16 protein-coding genes and 1 pseudogene are annotated in these 15,456 nt (G+C 75.2%); 10 read left to right on the top strand and 7 right to left on the bottom strand.

What is annotated here, in order from left to right; genetic code table 11:
- Positions 1-70: 70 nt before the first annotated feature.
- A complete protein-coding gene (locus tag KUM32_RS24830) occupies positions 71-493 on the top strand; it encodes a hypothetical protein (protein ID WP_217144165.1) in 423 nt (140 codons plus the stop codon).
- Entirely contained in the window at positions 490-1,341 is an 852-nt protein-coding gene (locus KUM32_RS24825; protein WP_254406068.1) for a response regulator, read from the top strand. The genes KUM32_RS24830 and KUM32_RS24825 overlap by 4 nt, the downstream gene beginning before the upstream one ends.
- A 239-nt stretch (positions 1,342-1,580) precedes the next feature.
- On the opposite strand, the gene KUM32_RS24820 is transcribed toward KUM32_RS24825, so the two are convergent.
- Complete coding sequence (locus KUM32_RS24820; protein ID WP_217144164.1) at positions 1,581-2,162, bottom strand: TetR/AcrR family transcriptional regulator; 582 nt, start codon at positions 2,160-2,162, stop codon at positions 1,581-1,583.
- A 209-nt stretch (positions 2,163-2,371) separates the two neighbouring features.
- Between KUM32_RS24820 and KUM32_RS24815 the strand changes: the two genes are divergently transcribed.
- From KUM32_RS24815 to KUM32_RS24800, 4 genes are read left to right on the top strand one after another with little or no spacing between them, the layout of a single operon-like run.
- Positions 2,372-2,962 carry a 2Fe-2S iron-sulfur cluster-binding protein gene (locus tag KUM32_RS24815; RefSeq protein WP_217144163.1) on the top strand — a complete coding sequence of 197 codons (591 nt, stop codon included), beginning with the start codon at positions 2,372-2,374 and terminating at the stop codon, positions 2,960-2,962.
- On the top strand, positions 2,959-3,951 hold the full coding sequence (locus KUM32_RS24810; RefSeq protein ID WP_217144162.1) for a xanthine dehydrogenase family protein subunit M: 993 nt from the start codon (positions 2,959-2,961) through the stop codon (positions 3,949-3,951). The genes KUM32_RS24815 and KUM32_RS24810 overlap by 4 nt, the downstream gene beginning before the upstream one ends.
- The gene (locus KUM32_RS24805) at positions 3,948-6,098 is read left to right on the top strand and encodes a xanthine dehydrogenase family protein molybdopterin-binding subunit (protein ID WP_217144161.1); all 2,151 of its coding nucleotides are present in this window, start codon (positions 3,948-3,950) and stop codon (positions 6,096-6,098) included. Before KUM32_RS24810 ends, KUM32_RS24805 begins: the two co-directional genes overlap by 4 nt.
- On the top strand, positions 6,091-7,221 hold the full coding sequence (locus tag KUM32_RS24800) for an XdhC/CoxI family protein (RefSeq protein ID WP_217144160.1): 1,131 nt from the start codon (positions 6,091-6,093) through the stop codon (positions 7,219-7,221). Before KUM32_RS24805 ends, KUM32_RS24800 begins: the two co-directional genes overlap by 8 nt.
- Positions 7,222-7,473: 252 nt before the next feature.
- On the opposite strand, the gene KUM32_RS24795 is transcribed toward KUM32_RS24800, so the two are convergent.
- The 3 genes from KUM32_RS24795 to KUM32_RS24785 are packed head-to-tail and all read right to left on the bottom strand — an operon-like array spanning position 7,474 to position 10,081.
- The gene (locus KUM32_RS24795; protein WP_217144159.1) at positions 7,474-8,232 is read right to left on the bottom strand and encodes a polysaccharide deacetylase family protein; all 759 of its coding nucleotides are present in this window, start codon (positions 8,230-8,232) and stop codon (positions 7,474-7,476) included.
- A gap of 54 nt (positions 8,233-8,286) precedes the next feature.
- Positions 8,287-9,210 carry a DMT family transporter gene (locus KUM32_RS24790; protein ID WP_217144158.1) on the bottom strand — a complete coding sequence of 308 codons (924 nt, stop codon included), beginning with the start codon at positions 9,208-9,210 and terminating at the stop codon, positions 8,287-8,289.
- Positions 9,211-9,226: 16 nt separating this feature from the next.
- Entirely contained in the window at positions 9,227-10,081 is an 855-nt protein-coding gene (locus KUM32_RS24785; RefSeq protein WP_217144157.1) for an SDR family oxidoreductase, read from the bottom strand.
- Positions 10,082-10,392: 311 nt separating this feature from the next.
- On the opposite strand from KUM32_RS24785, the pseudogene KUM32_RS24780 reads away from it, so the two are divergent.
- The 3 genes and pseudogenes from KUM32_RS24780 to KUM32_RS24770 all read left to right on the top strand — a co-directional run.
- A pseudogene (locus tag KUM32_RS24780) lies at positions 10,393-11,469 on the top strand (galactosyldiacylglycerol synthase); the annotation flags it as partial.
- Positions 11,470-11,536: 67 nt separating this feature from the next.
- Positions 11,537-11,923, top strand: a complete 387-nt coding sequence (locus KUM32_RS24775) for a DUF2267 domain-containing protein (RefSeq protein WP_217144225.1) — start codon at positions 11,537-11,539, stop codon at positions 11,921-11,923.
- 80 nt (positions 11,924-12,003) lie between these two features.
- Positions 12,004-12,492: a DUF1360 domain-containing protein gene (locus KUM32_RS24770; RefSeq protein ID WP_217144224.1), complete on the top strand. Its 489-nt coding sequence runs from the start codon at positions 12,004-12,006 to the stop codon at positions 12,490-12,492.
- 73 nt (positions 12,493-12,565) lie between these two features.
- Here KUM32_RS24770 and KUM32_RS24765 read toward each other — a convergent pair whose 3' ends face one another.
- The gene (locus KUM32_RS24765) at positions 12,566-12,973 is read right to left on the bottom strand and encodes a DUF5997 family protein (RefSeq protein WP_217144156.1); all 408 of its coding nucleotides are present in this window, start codon (positions 12,971-12,973) and stop codon (positions 12,566-12,568) included.
- 58 nt (positions 12,974-13,031) lie between these two features.
- Here KUM32_RS24765 and KUM32_RS24760 point away from each other — a divergent pair, with 58 nt between their 5' ends.
- The gene (locus KUM32_RS24760; RefSeq protein ID WP_217144155.1) at positions 13,032-13,862 is read left to right on the top strand and encodes a LysR family substrate-binding domain-containing protein; all 831 of its coding nucleotides are present in this window, start codon (positions 13,032-13,034) and stop codon (positions 13,860-13,862) included.
- Between the two features lie 233 nt (positions 13,863-14,095).
- Here the strand turns inward: KUM32_RS24760 and KUM32_RS24755 are convergent, their stop codons facing one another.
- Positions 14,096-14,791, bottom strand: a complete 696-nt coding sequence (locus KUM32_RS24755; protein ID WP_217144154.1) for an HAD family phosphatase — start codon at positions 14,789-14,791, stop codon at positions 14,096-14,098.
- Between the two features lie 19 nt (positions 14,792-14,810).
- On the bottom strand, positions 14,811-15,287 hold the full coding sequence (locus tag KUM32_RS24750; RefSeq protein ID WP_217144153.1) for an Lrp/AsnC family transcriptional regulator: 477 nt from the start codon (positions 15,285-15,287) through the stop codon (positions 14,811-14,813).
- Positions 15,288-15,456 lie beyond the last annotated feature (169 nt).

Genomic DNA, 15,456 nt, shown 5'->3' with positions numbered 1-15,456 from the left:
CGCCGCAGGTGGGCGCCATGATGGCGAGCCGGCACACCCACCCGCCCCCTGAGCCGAGAACGAGTCCGCCGTGGCCCCCACCTTCCGCCGTCAGACCCTCGCGGGCGAGACACCGGTCCTCCGGCTCGCCGTCGTGGTGGTGTCGCTCGGGGGCGCCGCCGTCCCGCCCGCCCCGTCCGGGGTCACCTCCCGCCGCGTCGAGGGCCGCCGGGGCACCGTCCTGGCCGAACAGCTCGCCATCCCGCCGCCGGTCCCCGGCCGGCTCCCGCGCCCGGTGTCGCGGCATGCCCTCGCCCCGCCGGAGCGTTCCCCGCGGCCCCGGTCAGGGATCACCTCGGTCACGGTGGCCCGCGCCGACCGCCGCGTCGTCGGCTCCACCGGCCCCACGACGACCGGCGGCCGGCCGGCCGACACCCCCGAGGGCGCCGTGTTCACCGCACGCAAGACCGTCAGCCACCTCACCGACGCGGTGGCGGAAGGAGCAACACCATGACGAGAGGTACGGGTACGACGGATAGGAGCGGTACGACCGACGCACCCCGCGCCGGTGACGCGATCGGGGTCCTCGTGGTCGACGACGACTTCATGGTGGCCCGGGTCCACCGTGCCTTCGTCGAACGCGTCGCGCCCTTCCGGGTCCTCGGGGTCGCGGGCACCGGCGAGCAGGCGCTCAGCGCCGTCGGTGAACTCCGCCCCGACCTCGTCCTCCTCGACCTGTACCTGCCGGACGTCTTCGGCCTGGACGTCATCCCCCGGCTGCGGGCCGCCGGCCACGACTGCGACGTCATGGTCATCAGCGCTGCCCGGGAGGCGGAGGCGGTCCGCGGCGCGGTCCGCCACGGCGTCGTCGACTACCTGCTCAAGCCCTTCGAGTTCGAGGACCTGCGCGTGAGGCTGGAGCGTTACGCCGTCCAGCGGGGCCGGCTCCTCGGCACGGTCGTGCGCAGCCAGGCCGACGTCGACCGCGTCCTGGCCAAGGCGGCGGTGCCGGCCGCTTCGGTCCCGGCGCTGCCGAAGGGCATGAGCGTGGAGACCGCCGAACTCGTCGAGCGCACGCTCCGCGACGCCGACGGCACCCTGTCCGCCAGCGAGTGCGCGGCGCTGACCGGCGTGTCCCGGGTCAGTGCCCGCCGCTACCTGGAGTACTTCCACACCGTCGGCAGCGCGGACGTCTCCCTGCGCTACGGCGTGGCGGGCCGCCCCGAACGCCGCTACCGCTTCCGAGGGCAGCGCACGGGGGCCGGACGGGGCGGCGCGGAGGACCGCGCCCACGCCGGGGAGGGGCTGCTCACAGCGCCTGTCGCAGCCGTGCGGCGAGTGCCGTCGCCGAGGACGCCGTGACGCCCGCGGACGCGTCGGGCCTCGCGTCGACCGGCTCGGCGGGCCGTCGCGGCACCCGGGCCGGCCGTGCGCGTACGGGTACCGCCGGACGGCACGGCGCCAGGGCCACGGGCGCGGCGACACGTCGCCCCTTCCCCCGGCGGTGTGTCGCCTCCGACCGCGCCGGATGACCGGGTGGTCCCCGTCGGACGGGCGGCCTTGACGGAACCGTCGGCGTGCGGCCGCCGGTCCCGGGTCGGTCACCGGCCGGGCGCCCCGGCGCGCAGTCCGTCCATGATGAGATCCAGGAGCCGGGTGACCCGCGGCTGCCAGTCGTCGTGGGGATCGATCTGCCAGAGACCGCCGATGGCGAGGAAGAAGTCGTCCGGGGACACGCCGGGGCGGATGGTGCCGGCCTCCTCGTTGGCGCGGAGCAGGAGCCCGGCCGCGTCCAGCACCGGGGTGGGCCCCGGCTTCTCCGGCCCCCCGGGTGCGCTGGTGACCAGCCGGATGGCGTCCGCCAGGCCGACCTTGGTCAGGGCGAAGCGGGCCAGGCGGTCCATCCACTCCCGCAGGGCCTGCTCCGGCCCCCGGGCGGCCAGCAGCTGGGCCGCGGCCTCGGCCACCTGCTGCATCTCGTAGCGGTAGATCTCCAGGACCAGCGCCTCGCGGTGCGGGAAGTTGCGGTAGAACGTGGCCTGCCCCACGCCCGCCTTCTTGGCGATGGTGGTCAGCGGGGCGTCCGCGCAGCGGGTCAGCTCCTCCGTGGCCACTTTCAGGATCCGCTCGCGGTTGCGCTGCGCGTCCGAGCGCAGGGGAGCGTCCTTCTTCGGCTGCGGCACTGGTCCTCCTCCGGGGTCCGTGGCCGAATCCCGTCCTTGCTAAGCGGACAGCTGTCCGTTACGTTTCCCATGGAACGGACAGCTGTCCGGTTACCCCTCACCATAGCGGCGGATGCGGTCGGCCGGCACCGGTCGGTGCCCTCCGGCCACCGGTGGACCCGCCGCACACAGCCCGTTGACCTGTCACCAGACACCGAAGAAGGCTGAACATGGCCCCAACGCCCTCGTCGACGTCCAGCGCCATCATCCTGAACATCAACGGCGAGAAGCACCAGCTGACCGTCGACCACCGCACCACCCTGCTCGACGCCCTGCGCGAGCGCCTCGATCTCACCGGCACCAAGAAGGGCTGCGACCAGGGACAGTGCGGCGCCTGCACCGTCCTGGTCGACGGGCGCCGCGCCGTGTCCTGCCTGAACCTCGCCGTCGCGGCCGAGGGACGCGAGATCACCACCATCGAGGGCATGGCCGAGGGCGACCGGCTGCACCCGGTGCAGCAGGCCTTCCTCGACCTCGACGGCTACCAGTGCGGCTACTGCACTCCGGGCCAGATCTGCTCGGCCGTCGCCGTCATCGAGGAACACGCGGCCGGCTGGCCCAGCGCCGCCACCGAGGACGTACGGCCCGAGGCCGGACCGTCACCCCTGACACCGGACGAGATACGCGAGCGGATGAGCGGGAACCTGTGCCGCTGCGGCGCCTACGTCTCCATCGTCCAGGCGGTCGCCCGCGCGGCCGAGGCCCACGAGGCCGCGGTCCGCGACGGCCAGGACGAGACCGCGCAGGAGGCGGTGGCATGAGGGAGTTCGGATACCACCGCGCCGACGACGTCTCCGGCGCGGTGGCGCTGCTCGCCGCCGACCCGGACGCCCGCTACCTCGGCGGTGGCACCAACCTCGTCGACCTGATGAAGAACGGCGTCGAACGCCCCGCCCGACTCGTCGACGTCCGCGGACTCCCCCTCGACGGCATCGAGCCGACCGCTGACGGCGGGCTGCGCATCGGCGCGACCGTCACCAACAGCGACCTCGCCGCCCACCCCGAAGTACGCCGCCGCTACCCGGCGTTGTCCCAGGCGGTCCTGGCCGGTGCCTCCGGTCAACTGCGCAACATGGCCACCGTCGGCGGCAACCTGCTCCAGCGCACCCGCTGCGGCTACTTCACCGACGTCAGCAAGCCCTGCAACAAGCGCGCCCCCGGCAGTGGTTGCCCCGCACTCACCGGCGAACACCACAACCACGCCGTCCTGGGCGCCTCCGACCACTGCGTGGCCGTGCACCCCTCGGACATGGGCGTGGCCCTCGTGGCCTTCGACGCCGTCGTCACCTACGAGACACCCGACGGGCCGGGCGAGTCGCCGCTCACCGACTTCTACCTGCCCGTCGGCGACACCCCGCACCGGGAGACCGCCCTGCCGCCCGGCGCGCTGATCACCGGCGTCACCCTGCCGCCCGCCCCGGTCGCCGCCCGCTCCCGCTACCGCAAGGTGCGTGAACGCGCCTCGTACGCGTTCGCGATCGGCTCGGTGGCCGCCGCGCTCGACGTCGAGGACGGCGTCGTACGCGACGCCCGCCTGGCCCTCGGCGCGGTCGCCTCCCGGCCCTGGCGGGCCCGCGCGGCGGAGGACGTGCTGATCGGCGCACCGGCCGACGGCGCGGCCTTCGCCGCCGCCGCCGACGCCGAACTCGCGGACGCCAGGCCGCTGCCCGACAACGGATACAAGGTGACCCTCATGCGCAACCTCGTGGTGGCCGTGCTGACCGAACTCGCCGAGGAGGCCGCCCGATGACGACCGCGACGACCGGCCGTACGACGGCGAAGGGCGCCGTCGGCACCGCGCACCCGCGCGTGGAGGGGCGCGACAAGGTGACCGGTGCGGCCCGCTACGCCGGCGAGATCCCCTTCGCCGACCTCGCCCACGGCTGGCTGGTGCTGTCCACCGTCACCCGCGGCCGCATCCGCTCGCTCGACACCGGACCCGTCCTCGGCATGCCCGGAGTGCTCGCCGTCCTGCACCACGGCAACGCCCCGCGCGTCGACACCGACTACGTCGGCCTGCTCGGCTTGCGACCGGACCCGACCGCCGCCGTCTTCCAGCACGACCGGGTGCCGCACGCGGGCTGGCCGGTGGCCCTCGTCGTCGCCGAGACGTCCGAGCAGGCTCGGGAGGCCGCCGAGGCCCTCGTCGTCACGTACGACGAGGAACCTCACGACGTGGCGCTCACCGCCGGCCACCCCGACGCCTACCCGGCCGGCGGACACATGCCCGCCGTGACCGAGAAGGGCGACCTGACCGCCGGGCTCGCCGGGTCCGCCGTCGTCGTGGACGCGGAGTACACCACCCCCGAAGAGCACCACAGCATGATGGAGCCGCACGCGGCCACCGCCCGCTGGGACGGCGGCCGGCTGGAGGTCGTCGACTCCAACCAGGGCACCACCTGGATCCAGAGCGAGATCGCGAAGATGTTCTCCCTCGACGAGTCCTCGGTGCGGGTGCGCTCCGAGCACGTCGGCGGAGGCTTCGGCAGCAAGGGGCTGCGCGCCCACCAGGTGTCCGCCGTGATGGCCGCGACCGTCCTGCGGCGGCCGGTGCGGGTGGTGATGACGAGGCGCCAGATGTTCTCACTGGCCGGACATCGCAGCCCCACCATCCAACGGGTCAGGCTCGGCGCCGGCGCCGACGGCCGGCTGCGCGCACTGGAGCACCGCTCGCTGAGCCGGACATCCACCGTGTACGAGTTCGTCGAGGCCGGCGCCGGTGTCGCCAGGGTGATGTACGACGCCGACGCCCACCGCACCGCCAACCACGTGGTCCGGCTCGACGTGCCCTCCCCGACGTTCATGCGCGCGCCGGGCGAGGCGCCGGGGTCCTTCGCGATCGAGGCCGCGCTCGACGAACTCGCCGAGCGCTGCGGCATCGACCCGATCGAGCTGCGCCTGCGCAACGAGCCGGAAGCGGGCCCGGTCTCGGGGCAGCCGTTCAGCAGCCGCAACCTGGCCGCCTGCTTCCGCGAGGGCGCCCGCCGGTTCGGCTGGGCGGACCGCGACCCGCGGCCCGGCCTGCGCCGCGACGGTCGCTGGCTGCTGGGCACCGGCACGGCGGCGGCCTCCTTCCCCGCCGGCGCCGGTCCCTCCACGGCCCTGGTGACGGCCGAGGCCGACGGCACCTTCACGGTGCGGATCGCCGCCGCCGACATCGGCACCGGCGCCCGTACCGCGCTCACCCTGATAGCCGCCGACGCGCTGGAGGTCACGCCCGAGCAGGTCCGGGTCCGCATCGGGGACAGCGAGTTCGGGCCGGCGATGATCGCGGGCGGTTCGATGGGCACCCGGTCCTGGGCCTGGGCGGTCACCGAGGCGGCCCGCGAACTGCGGGAGCGGCTCACTCCGGGCACGGTCCTGCCGCCGGAGGGCATCACCGTACGGTCCGACACGACGGAGGCCCTCGGCGCCCTCGCGCAGAAGGAACGGCACTCCTTCGGGGCGCAGTTCGCCGAGGTCGCCGTGGACACCGCCACCGGCGAGGTGCGGGTACGCCGCATGCTCGGCGTCTTCGCGGCGGGCCGGATCGTGAACCCGCTCACCGCCCGCAACCAGCTCGTCGGCGGCATGGTCTGGGGCATCTCCATGGCCCTGCACGAGGAGGCGGTCCGGGACCGGGCCACCGGCGGCCTCTACGGCCCCGACCTCGCCGGCTACCACGTGGCCACGCACGCCGACGTCCCGGACATCGAGGCGGACTGGGTCGACGACCCCGACCCCGACGACCCGGTCGGCATCAAGGGCGTCGGCGAGATCGGCGTCGTGGGCGCCGCGGCGGCCGTCACCAACGCCGTCTGGCACGCCACCGGCGTACGCCACCGGAGTCTGCCGATCCGGCCGGACCGCGTGCTGGCGGCGGCGCCGTCCGCGGGTGGGGGAGCGGCGGATGCTTGACATCGCCGACGAGCTGGACCGCTGGCTGGCCGAGGGCCGGGAGTTCGCCGTCGCCACCGTGGTCTCCGTCGGCGGCAGCGCCCCGCGCGGCCCCGGCGCCGCCCTCGCCGTCGACAGCGAGGGCACGGCGATCGGCTCGGTCTCGGGCGGCTGTGTCGAGGGCGCGGTGTACGAGCTGTGCACCGCGGCCCTCCGGGACGGCGAGACGGTGCGTGAACGGTTCGGCTACAGCGACGAGGACGCCTTCGCGGTAGGGCTGACCTGCGGCGGGGTCATCGACGTGCTGGTCACACCGGTCGGCGCGCACGCGCCCGCGCGGGAGGTGTTCCGGGCGGCGCTGTCGACCGCCGCCCGGGGCGGGACCGCGGCCCTCGCCCGGGTCGTCCAGGGCCCGTCCGGGCTCCTGGGCAGGGCCCTGCTCGTCCGTCCCGACGGTTCCCACGACGGCGGTCTCGGCGGACACCCGGACCTGGACCGGACGGCGGTGGCCGAGGCGGGGGCCCTGCTGGACGCCGGCCGCACCGGCACGGTCGGCCTCTCGGAGGACGGGTCGCACTGCCCCGGCGGGCTCACGCTGCTCGTCGAGTCCAGTGTGCCGCCGCCCCGCATGATCGTCTTCGGCGCGGTGGACTTCGCGGCGGCGCTGGTACGGGTCGGCAAGTTCCTCGGCCACCACGTGACCGTCTGCGACGCCCGGGCGGTGTTCGCCACGCCGGCCCGCTTTCCCGAGGCCGACGAGGTCGTCGTCGACTGGCCGCACCGGTACCTGCGGAGCACACCCACCGACGGGCGCACGGTGCTGTGCGTGCTCACCCACGACGCCAAGTTCGACGTCCCGCTGCTGACGGAGGCCCTGCGGATGCCGGTCGCCTTCGTCGGGGCGATGGGCTCGCGCCGCACCCACGAGGACCGGGCCCGGCGGCTGCGCGAGGCCGGCCTGGGCGACCGGGAGCTGGCCAGGCTGCGCTCGCCGATCGGCCTGGACCTCGGCGCGCGGACGCCCGAGGAGACCGCGCTGTCCATCGCGGCCGAGATCGTCGCGGCCCGACGCGGTGGGACGGGCGTACCACTGACGGGCGGTGCGACCCCGATCCACCGGGACCTGACCGGGGCGGCCGCCTGACGGAGGGCGGCCGGAGCGGCTGCCCGGCGAGGCCGGTCCCGACGGCGGTCGTACGACCGCCGGGCGGGGCCGACTCGCCGGTGGCCGGCCGCGCACCGGTCGCCGCCGTCCTTCGTGACGCCAGGGCCGCCCGGTGCCGGTGACCGAAACGGCGAACGCGCCCGACGCCACCGGGACGCGTGGCCGCGGCCGGCACACCACGACGCCGGCGGAGTTCCGCCGTCCCGCCCCGGACCGCACCGAGCCGTCCGTTCACCGCACCCGCTCGCGGGCGTCCGCCCCGGCCATCCCGTGCTCGCCCAGCGGCCCCACCGTCAGCCCCGCGCGGCGGCAGTCGCCCACGATGTCCGGCAGGGCGGCCAGGGTGGCCCGCCAGCTGTCCGGGGCGCCGGCGTGGTCGGTGTCGTGCAGGAGGACCGTGCCGCCTCCCCGCAGCTTCGCCGCGACGCTCGCGCGCACCGACGCAGGGGTGGCGTCCTGCCGCCAGTCCTTGCCCCACGTCGTCCACAGCACCGGCCGCAGCCCGGCGCGGCGGGCGGCCGCCCAGCGTCCGGAGGTGAGGATGCCGTAGGGCGGGCGGTACCAGCGCGGTACCTGCCCGGCGGCCTCGCCCACCGCGTGCGCGGCGCGCAGCAGCCGGCGTACGTCCCGGGCCGGCGCCGGCCGCCAGGGGCGGTCGTGCGTCCAGCCGTGGACGGCGAGTTCGTGCCCGCGCCGGGCCAGCTCACGGGCGACTGCCGGGTGGTGTACGACGTTCTCGCCCAGGAGGAAGAAGGTCGCCCGTACGCCGAGCGCGTCCAGCGCGTCGAGGAAGTGCGGCGTGGACACCGGATCGGGTCCGTCGTCGAAGGTGAGGGCGACATGGTCGGGGCGGCCCTGTCCGGCCAGCCCCGGGAACCGGCGTCGGCGCAGCTCGGGCAGCCAGGTCGCGGCCGGCCCGACGTGGGCCAGCGCGACGGCGACGGGCGCGACGGCGTACACCGCCCGTCCGGCATGAAGCCCCTTACGCATCCGTGGTGCCTCCCGTACGTGTCCGTGGTACTCCCGGTCCGCCCGGCGATCCGGTCACGCCCCCCGCCGCCGGCTCCGCAGGCCCGGCCGGGGGCCGTCCCGCGCCGCCGGCGTCGTGTCCCAGGCACCGTGGACCGACGGCGCCCGCGCCAGTCCGACGCTGCCGAGCCCGATCAGGGCCACGCCGATCAGCTCGGGCAGCACCCGTACCCCGAGGGCGATCTCCTCGCCGAACAGGGCCGAGCCCAGGGCGACGCTGGTCAGCGCGTCGCCGAGGGTCAGCGCAGGCTGCGACGCCGCGAGCGTGCCCGCCCGCAACGCGCTCTGCAGCAGCAGGAAGCTGACCACGCCGACGACCGCCGTGGCGTACAGCGGCCACTGGGCCAGTACGGCGCCCGCCCCCTGGGGGAACCGACCGGTGACCTCCTTCAGAAGCGCAGCCGTACCGCCGAACCCCACCGCGGACGCCGATCCGAACAGCGCGGCGCGGGGAGCGCCCCGGACCAGGTTCCCGGCCGAGGCGAGCGACGTCATCACGACGAACAGCGCGAGGCCGGCCCAGCCCCACCGGCCGGATGTCGCGGTGTCGTGACCCGCCGACGGCGCGGCGGCGCCCAGGAAGAGGGCGAGCCCCACGGCCAGCGCCACGAAGGCCAGCCAGGTCCGCGAGTCGGGACGCCGGTGGAAAACCACGCTGCCGACCATCAGGGTGAACAGCAGCTCGCTGGCCATCAGGGGCTGGACGACGGCCAGCGTGCCCACCGCCAGCGCCGCCGCCTGCAGCACCGTCGTCAGCGCGAGCAGCGCCGCGCCGCCCACCCAGTACCGGTCGCGCGCCAGTCGCAGCAGCGAGCGCACCACCGTGTGGGCGGCGCCGGCCCGGTCGGCGTCCTGCGCCGCGGCCCGGCGCTGCAGTACCGACGCCGCCGCGTTGGACAGCGCCGCGAGCAGGGCCAGGACGACGGTGAGGGCACTCACCGCCGCACGCTCCCGGTCATCCGAACCGTGAGGCCAGCCGCCGGTACACCCCCGGAGCCGTGCCCCGGACCCGGCACGGCAACCGCAGCCAGCCCGGCACGTACACCTCGTCCCGGCCGCGCAGCACCGCGGTCCACACCGCGTCGGCCACGCGCTCGGCGGACACCGGGTGCGGCCTGGAACGCCGGTAGGGAGCGCCGCGGCGTTCGAAGAACGGTGTGTCGACGACGCCGGGCACCACATGGGTGATCCCTACCCCAGTGCCCCGCAACTCGTAGCGCAGGGCGTCCGCGAAGGCGCCGACCGCGGCCTTGGCGGCGGAGTACACGGCCTCGTCGCGCACCCCCACACTGCCCGCCAGCGACCCGATGAGCACCACCCGTCCCGTCCCCGCCTCGACCATCCCCGGCAGCAGCAGCCGCACGAGCCGCAGCGTGGCCAGCACGTTGATGTCGAGGACCTCCTCGATGCTGTGCGGCGGCATGTCCACGAACTCCCCGGCCCAGCCGACGCCGGCCCCGGCCACCAGCAGGTCCACCGGACCCACCGTGGCCAGCGTGAAGTCGGTGAGCTGCCGGTCGGCGCCGGGCAGCGTGAGGTCCGCCGCGAAAGCGGTGGCCGACGCGTCCGCGGCGACCTCGCGCAGCCGGCCCGCGTCACGCCCGCTGAGCACCAGTCGCCAGCCGCCCTCCTCGCCCAGCCGGCGGGCCACGGCAGCGCCGATGCCGGAGGACGCCCCCGTGACGAGCGCCGTGCGCGTCCCCGTGTCCCGGGTGCCGGCGGGCTCCCGCCGAGGCCTGGCGCGGTCCACGTCGGGAGCGACGACCCGCGGTCCGGGCGCGGAGCGGGGACGGGAGAACGCAGAGACCATGACGACCACCTTGGCTGGGGGCGGACGCGGAGCAGGCGACCGACCGGACGGCCGGCCTCCGCGTCCGGCCGGACGGGCGGTCACGGAGTATCCCCGGTGGAACACCCGAAACACCCCGAACGCCCGATCATGCTGCGGTCAGGTGGGTGATGGGGCGTTTCGTCGTAGTGATCCGCGAACGCGGCGGTTTGGAACGCGCCGGCCGGGCAACCCGGACCGCCATGCGTCCCGGCAGCTCATCGATGCCCCACCGGCCCGCGTCCCCGCGCGCCCCGCGGCACGGCAGCCGTCTGCTGGTGGTCAGCGCGAGCATGGGCGCCGGGCACGACACGGTCGCCGCCGAGCTGGTGCGCCGGACCCGGGAGCGCGGTGGCGACGCCCTCGCCGTCGACGTCCTCGCGCTGCTGCCGTACGGCCTGGGCCGTGCCCTGAGGCACTTCTACCGCGGGTCGGTACGCCACTTCCCCTGGGCGTACGCCCTCGTCCACCGCCTCTTCCTGCGCCCCGGCCCAGGACGCCGCCCCAGCGGCACGCCCCTGGCCCGGCTCGCCGGTGACCGGCTGCGGGAGCTGGCCGAGCGCACCGGAGCCGACGTGGTGGTCCCCGTCTTCCACCTCGGTGCCCAGCTGACCGGCCACCTCCGCGCCCGCGGCCTGCTGCCCGTGCCCAGCGTCGTCCTGGTGATCGACTTCGCCGTCCACCGGCAGTGGCTCCACCCCGGCAACGACCACTACCTGTGTCTCACCGAGGACGCGGCGCACGAGGTGCGGGAGACCACCGGCAGGCCGGCGGGGACGTGCGGTCCCGTCGTGGCCCCGGAGTACTTCGCCGAGGCTCCCGGGGCGGCCGAGTGGCACCGGCTGTTCGACCGGCTCGGCCCCGGGCGGCCCCCCGTCGTCCTGTCCGCCGGCGCCTGGGGCGTCGGCTCCCGCCTGGACACCACCGTCCGGCTCCTGACGGACCACGGCTTCCTGCCGGTCGTGCTCTGCGGTGAGAACGAGCGGCTGCGCCGCACGCTGTCCGGTGCACCGGGCGTGGTCGCGCTGGGCTGGGTGACGGACATGCCCGGCCTGCTGCACGCGGCCCGCGCCCTCGTCGACAACGCGGCCGGCCAGACCGCCGTCCAGGCGCTCGCCGCAGGACTGCCGGTCGTCGGGCACCGCCCGATACCCGGCCACGGCGCGGACGGCGTCCGGCGGATGGCCGCGCTGGGCGTGTCGGACGTCGCCGAGGACGACACCGCGCTGCTCGGCGCACTGCGGCGGCTCACAGCACCCGGCCCCGACCGGCGGGAACGGATCGCCGCCGGACACGCGCTGTTCACGGACGACGCCGTGAACCGGGTGACCGCCCTTGCCGACACCGGGCGCGCACGCCGGCGAGACCGCGCCCGTTTCCCCGGCCCGTGCGGTGGGCACCCGGCCCGGAGCGTGAACCGGCGGAAGGAGGCAAGCCGTGCGGCTCGACGAATTCCTGACCCTGGTCCGCGATCGCGGCGAGTACCACAGCAAGGAAGAGGCCGAGCAGGTCAGTACGGCCGTCCTGTGGGTGATCGCGTCCTGCATCGCACAGGAGGAGGCGGCCGGCCTGGCCTCCGACCTGCCCGCTCCCCTGGACGAGGCGCTGCGCCTGGAGCGCGGGCGTCCCGAGACCTTCGGCCGCGAGGAGTTCCTGCGGCGCGTGGCACAGCAGACGGGCGCCCGGCCCCGCACCGCGGAATGGGACGCGGGCGCCGTGCTCTCCACCCTCACCGAGGCGGTGCCCGACGCACGCGTCGACCGTCTCCTGAGCGACCTGCCCGCGGACTGCGCCGACCTCTTCGGTGGACCGGCACCGCACTGAGACCCCCGCCACACGTTGCGAACGGCCGGAACGGGGCACCCGGGCCCCGGCCGAGGAGACGGACCCCGAGGAGGCGTGCGATGACGGACGGTGAACAGCCCTACGACGCGCAGGACGCGCCGCTGGCCGGGTACGCGGCGCTCGCGACGACCTTCGCGGCGGGTGTCGGCGCGCTCGCCGTGACGGCGCGGCGCCGTGGGCTGCGCCTGCCCGACACCGTCCCCGCCTGGGACGTCGCCCTGCTGGGGACGGCGACGTTCAAGGCGTCCCGGCTGCTGACCAAGGACAAGGTCACCAGCTTCGTGCGGGCGCCGTTCACCCGCCGCGAGCGCGGGAGCAACGCCAACGAGGTCATGGACGCCCCGCGCGGCACGGGCCTGCGCCGGGCCGTCGGCGAGCTGGTCTCCTGCCCGTTCTGCGTCTCCGCCTGGGTGGCCGGCGGACTCGTCGGCACCTACGCCGTCGCGCCCCGGGCCGGGCGGCTGCTGTGCGCGGGCCTGACCGCCGTCGTGGTGTCGGACTGGCTCCAGTACGCGTGGAGCCTGACCGAGCAGAAGGCCGAGGGGTGAGCCGGCCAGGGAGGCGGGCCCGGGCAGAGGTGCGTACCGGCGCGGGCGCGCCCGCCCGGAAGGACCGGAAGGATCAGTCCCGTTCCGCGCGTGCGGCGCGCTCGGCGCGCTCCGTGTGCAGCTGCTTCACGCGGGCCGCCTCCTTGCGGACGTCGGCCTGGACGGCCTGCTCCCGCTCCAGCCACTCAGGGCGTTCCCGCTTCAGCGTCTCGATCTGCTCCGTGGTGAGCGGTTCGGTGACCCCGCCCCGGTGCAGGCCCGCGATGGACACGCCCAGCTTGGCCGCCACCACCGGACGCGGGTGCGGACCCTCGCGTCGCAGGTCCCGCAGCCAGGCGGGCGGGTCGGCCTGCAACGCGTTCAGCTCGGCGCGTGTGACGACGCCCTCCCGGAACTCGGCGGGTGTGGCCTCGAGGTACACACCCAGCTTCTTCGCCGCGGTCGCGGGCTTCATGGTCTGGGTGTTCTGGTGCGACGTCATGGTGTCAAGGGTATCGAGCATGTGAGCGGCTCCCGACCACGCCCGGTAACCTGGCCGGGTGACAGGCTCGGAAGAACCCCCCTCGTTCCGGCTCGCGTACGTCCCGGGGGTGACGCCCGACAAATGGGTGCGCATCTGGAACGAGCGGCTGCCCGGCGTCCCGCTGTCCCTGACCCAGGTCCCCGCCGCAGAAGCGGGCGGCGTGCTGCTGGACGGTGACGCCGACGCCGGGCTGCTGCGGCTGCCCGTGGACCGGACCGTCCTCAGCGCCATCCCGCTGTACACCGAGACGACGGTCGTGGTGATCCCCAAGGACCACCTCGTCACCGCGGCCGACGAGGTGACCGTCGAGGACCTGGCCGACGAGATCGTGCTGCACCCCCTGGACGACGTCCTCGGCTGGGAGAGGCCGCCCGGCCGGCCCGCCTTCGAGCGCCCGGCCACCACGGCGGACGCCGTCGAACTGGTGGCGGCCGGGATCGGCGTGCTCCTGGTGCCCCTGTCGCTGGCCCGGCTCCACCACCGCAAGGACCTCACGTACCGCACGGTGACGGACGCCCCCGGGTCGAGCGTGGCGCTGTCCTGGCCGGAGGACGCGCACACGGACCGGGTGGAGGACTTCATCGGGATCGTCCGGGGCCGGACCGTCAACAGCACCCGGGGCCGGCAGCCCGCCGCGGCATCCACGGGCGAGCGCACCGGGAAGGCCGCCGCCCGGCGCGGACCGGCGGCCGCGAAACAGACCGGCGGCGCGCGACGAGGCTCCGGCGGCGGTGCGAAGAGCGGCGGCGCGAAGAGCGGCGGTACCAGGGGCGGCGGTGCGAAGGGCGGCGGAGCCAAAGGCGGCGGTACCAGGGGCGGCAGGCGCGGGAAACCCCGCGGCCGCTGACGCCGCCGGATCGGCGGACGTCGGACCGGGCGTCGGCGCCGCCGGGGACCACCCGGGGTCCGGAGCGGCGTTCCGTGGGGTGGGGCGCCGGATCAGGACCTCCGGAATACCGGAAGACGTGCGAGAGGGCGCCCGGACGACAGGTACGGGGCTCAGGAGCGTCAACGGTACTGACGAGTTCGGCCGGTACCGGCCGTGGTGAGGGGTGAGGCCGGGGGATGAGGGGTGCGCGGTCAGGACGACGGCGCCGCCCGCGTGAGCCAGTCGTACGCCGCCTGTGCGGTGAACTCCCGCTGCCCGCCGCGCAGCAGCAGGCCGGCGGTGGCGAACTCCGGGGCGTCGGCCTGGGCGGCGACGTAGGGGATCGCGATGCACCGCATTCCGGCCGCGTGCGCGGCGGCGGCCCCGGGCGCGGCGTCCTCCAGCACCACGCAGTCGGCCGGGTCCGCCCCGAGCCTGCGAGCCGCCTCGAGGAAGACGTCGGGGGCGGGTTTGCCCTGCGCCACCTCGTCGGCCGAGACGACCGTGCGCAGATGCGCGTCCAGTCCGGTGCGGGCGAGGACCGCCCCGATGGCCTCGCGTGACGACCCCGACGCCACCGCCAGCGGAACGCCCTCGCCGGCCAGCAGCTCGACGAACTTCCGCATCTCGGGGTACGCGTGGGCGGAGGCGCGGGCCAGCTCCAGGTAGTGGCGGTTCTTGACGGCGAGCAGTTCCCCCACCGGGGCGCGCAGGTCGTACCGGCGCTTCCAGTCGGCGACCGTCTCCTGGGTGCTGATGCCCACGTAACCCTCGTGGTCGGCCCAGGTGAAGCCGGTGACGCCGTACTCGGCGAGGGTCCGCCGGCCCGCCTCGTAGTAGTGCGGCTCGCTGTCCACGAGTGTGCCGTCGAGGTCGAAGACGACCGAGATGCCGTTGAGAGTGCTCATGGGACCAGGATGCCAAGGTTCATTTCCGCGCCGTGCGCCCGATCGACTCCACCAGCGGCAGCATCCGGTGCGGCACGCGTTCGCGCAGCGCCACCTCGCTGCGGGTGCGGACCACCCCGGGCAGGCTGATCAGCTTCTGCACCACGTCCTCCAGGTGCGCGTTGTCGCGGGCCACGACCCGGGTCAGCAGATCCCCGCCGCCCGTGATGGAGAAGGCCTCGACGATCTCCGGGACGGCCGCCAGCGCCTCGCCCACCTCGTCCAGGTGGCCCTGGGTGACCTCGATGTGCACGAAGGCCAGCACCGGGTGGCCCAGTGCGGCGGGGGAGAGGGAGGGCCCGGTGCCGGTGATCACACCGTCGCGCTCCAGGCGGTCGAGCCGGGCCTGGAGTGTGCCGCGGGCGATCCCGAGGAGTCGGGCGTACTCACGCACGCTGGTGCGCGGCTGCTCCAGCAGCAGCCGCAGGATACGGGTGTCGAGTTCGTCGACGGCCATGACGCCCGGGTCCCTTCGTCGGCCATTGGCTCTTCGGTGGCTGTGTCGTTGACATGATCACTGTACCAATGGCTCAGTTCTGAAGGCGCCTCTTGAGCCACTGTCGGTGGAGATGCTGATATGGAGGAGTCGATGGCGCTGCGGATCCCGCGGCGCCTTTTTCATGCCG

Source organism: Streptomyces sp. AC627_RSS907 (assembly GCF_019049165.1).
Note: the sequence above shows the minus strand (reverse complement) of the source record. Positions and strands in the feature narration are given on the sequence as shown.